General features: G+C 74.9%; 1 protein-coding gene. It reads left to right on the forward strand.

Annotated elements, in window-relative coordinates:
- On the forward strand, positions 1-1,389 hold a 1,389-nt coding region (locus SACPADRAFT_RS31925; protein ID WP_007027616.1), incomplete at both ends, for a polyketide synthase dehydratase domain-containing protein.

The raw sequence follows: 1,389 nt of genomic DNA on the forward strand, positions 1-1,389 counted from the left end.
GGTCGAGCCCGACGCCGTGACCACCGCGCTGGCCCGCCTGCACGCCGCGGGCCGTGCCCCGGCTCCCGTGCCGCCGGGCGCCGGTAGGGCCGACATCCCGACCTACCCGTTCCGCCGCGACTCGTTCTGGCTCACCGCACCCGTCGGTAAACCGGGCGCGCACCCGGTCCTCACCGACGAGGTGACCCTGGCCGGCACCGGCGACCTCGTCCTCAGCGGGACCGTCGACACGGCCACGCACTCCTGGCTGGCCGGGCACGTGGTCGACGGACAGGTCCTGCTCCCCGGCACCGCCCTGCTCGACCTCGCCGCGCACGCCGCGACCCGTGCCGGAGACCTCGGCGTCGTGGAGCTGACCCTCACCGCGCCCGTGGTCGTCCCGGACGGCGAGAGCGTCGACGTGCAGGTCCTGGTCGACACCGGTCGGGCGCTCACCATCCACGCCCGGCGCGCGGGCGGGACGTGGGAGGTCGCGGCCACCGGCCGGGTCGGCGAGGTCGTCCCGGAAACCCGCCCGCGCCCCGACGGGACTCCGGCACCACTCGACCCCGACGCGCTCTACGACCGGTTCGCCCGCAACGGACTCGACTACGGCCCCGCGTTCCGCGGCCTGACCGGGCTGTGGCGGCACGACACCACCTACACCGCGGAGATCACCGCACCCGGTGGGCTCGGCGGCGGCTACGCCGTGCATCCGGCACTGCTCGACACCGCCCTGCACGCCGTCGGTCTCGGCGAGCTGGACGGCGACACCGGAACCGCGCTGCTGCCGTTCTCCTTCACCGGCGCGACCGTGACCGGGCCGGTCACCGGCTCGCTACGCGCCACCCTGACCCCGATCGCCCCCCTGACCGTCGCCGTCGAGGTCGTCGACGACACCGGTCGCGTCGTCGCCGCGATCGCGGCGCTGGCGCTGCGACCCGCACGGGCCGCCGACCCCGCGTCGGACCTGCTGTACCGGGTCGAGTGGACCCGCATCGACCTCCCGGCCACCGAGGTCCCCACCGACCGCTTTCTCGTCCACAACGGACACGATGTGGCGGAGACCCTGGTCCGCATACGGCAATTTCTCGCCATGCCGGACGAGAAGACCTTCGTCGTGGTCACCGACGGCGGTCTCGACAGCGCGGGCATCATCGGCCTGATCCGGTCCGCCCGCGCCGAACATCCCGGCCGCATCGTCCTCATCGAGGCCGCGGGAACTCCCGACACCGCCGACCTGGCCGCCGCACTGGCGACCGGTGAGCCCGAGATCGCGCTGCGTGGCGGGGTCGCCTCGGTGCCCCGCCTGGTCCGCGTGCCCTCAGCCGAGCGCGGTGGCGACGCCCCGGTGCTCGACCCCGACGGCACGGTCCTGATCACCGGCGGTACCGGCTCGCCCGGCTCGCT

It is taken from the genome of Saccharomonospora iraqiensis subsp. paurometabolica YIM 90007, from assembly GCF_000231035.2.
Classification (GTDB): Bacteria; Actinomycetota; Actinomycetes; order Mycobacteriales; family Pseudonocardiaceae; genus Saccharomonospora; species Saccharomonospora paurometabolica.